General features: G+C 54.5%; 2 rRNA genes. Both read right to left on the bottom strand.

Annotated elements, in window-relative coordinates:
* Window positions 1–2: 2 nt before the first annotated feature.
* Window positions 3–118, bottom strand: a 5S ribosomal RNA gene (gene rrf / locus BO26_RS18430).
* Between the two features lie 101 nt (window positions 119–219).
* Window positions 220–1,598 (bottom strand): 23S ribosomal RNA (locus BO26_RS18425); the annotation flags it as partial.

The raw sequence follows: 1,598 nt of genomic DNA, 5'->3' as shown, positions 1-1,598 counted from the left end.
AAGCCTGGCAGTTCCCTACTCTCGCATGGGGAGACCCCACACTACCATCGGCGCTACGGCGTTTCACTGCTGAGTTCGGCATGGGGTCAGGTGGGACCACCGCGCTCTCGCCGCCAGGCATATTCTGTTTCATTCCCGCCGTTGCCCTCGCAACCACCGGAATATCAATCCGTCTACAAGCCGATTCTCTCTCTACGCCCAAAACACCTTCGGCGTTGTAAGGTTAAGCCTCTCGGTTCATTAGTACTGGTCAGCTCAATGCATCACTGCACTTACACACCCAGCCTATCCACGTCTTCGTCTTAAACGTTCCTTCCGTGACCCTTAGTCAAGGGAAGACTCATCTCAAGGCAAGTTTCCCGCTTAGATGCTTTCAGCGGTTATCTCTCCCGCACTTAGCTACCAGGCTATGCCATTGGCATGACAACCCGTACACCAGCGGTGCGTCCACTCCGGTCCTCTCGTACTAGGAGCAGCCCCTTTCAATCTTCCTACGCCCACGGCAGATAGGGACCGAACTGTCTCACGACGTTCTAAACCCAGCTCGCGTACCACTTTAAATGGCGAACAGCCATACCCTTGGGACCTACTTCAGCCCCAGGATGTGATGAGCCGACATCGAGGTGCCAAACACCGCCGTCGATATGAACTCTTGGGCGGTATCAGCCTGTTATCCCCGGAGTACCTTTTATCCGTTGAGCGATGGCCCTTCCATTCAGAACCACCGGATCACTAAGACCTACTTTCGTACCTGCTCGAGCCGTCACTCTCGCAGTCAAGCCAGCTTATGCCTTTGCACTAACCTCACGATGTCCGACCGTGATTAGCCAACCTTCGTGCTCCTCCGTTACTCTTTAGGAGGAGACCGCCCCAGTCAAACTACCCACCAGACACTGTCCCCGGCCCGGGTCACGGGCCTGAGTGAGAACATCGAACATTCAAGGGTGGTATTTCAAGGTCGGCTCCATGCAGACTGGCGTCCACACTTCTCTGCCTCCCACCTATCCTACACATCAAGGCTCCATGTTCAGTGTCAAGCTATAGTAAAGGTTCACGGGGTCTTTCCGTCTTGCCGCGGGTACACTGCATCTTCACAGCGAGTTCAATTTCACTGAGTCTCGGGTGGAGACAGCCTGGCCATCATTACGCCATTCGTGCAGGTCGGAACTTACCCGACAAGGAATTTCGCTACCTTAGGACCGTTATAGTTACGGCCGCCGTTTACTGGGGCTTCGATCAAGAGCTTCGCACTCGCATGCTAACCCCATCAATTAACCTTCCAGCACCGGGCAGGCGTCACACCGTATACGTCCACTTGCGTGTTTGCACAGTGCTGTGTTTTTAATAAACAGTTGCAGCCAGCTGGTCTCTGCGACTGGCTTCAGCTCCAGAGGTCTACTCCTTCACCTAACGCCAGCGTGCCTTCTCCCGAAGTTACGGCACCATTTTGCCTAGTTCCTTCACCCGAGTTCTCTCAAGCGCCTCAGTATTCTCTACCTGACCACCTGTGTCGGTTTCGGGTACGATTCAATATGACCTGACGCTTAGAGGCTTTTCCTGGAAGCCGGGCATCAACCACTTCACCGCCTTAGCGGCTC

It is taken from the genome of Photorhabdus australis DSM 17609, assembly GCF_000711895.1.
Lineage (GTDB): Bacteria > Pseudomonadota > Gammaproteobacteria > Enterobacterales > Enterobacteriaceae > Photorhabdus > Photorhabdus australis.
Note: the sequence above shows the minus strand (reverse complement) of the source record. Positions and strands in the feature narration are given on the sequence as shown.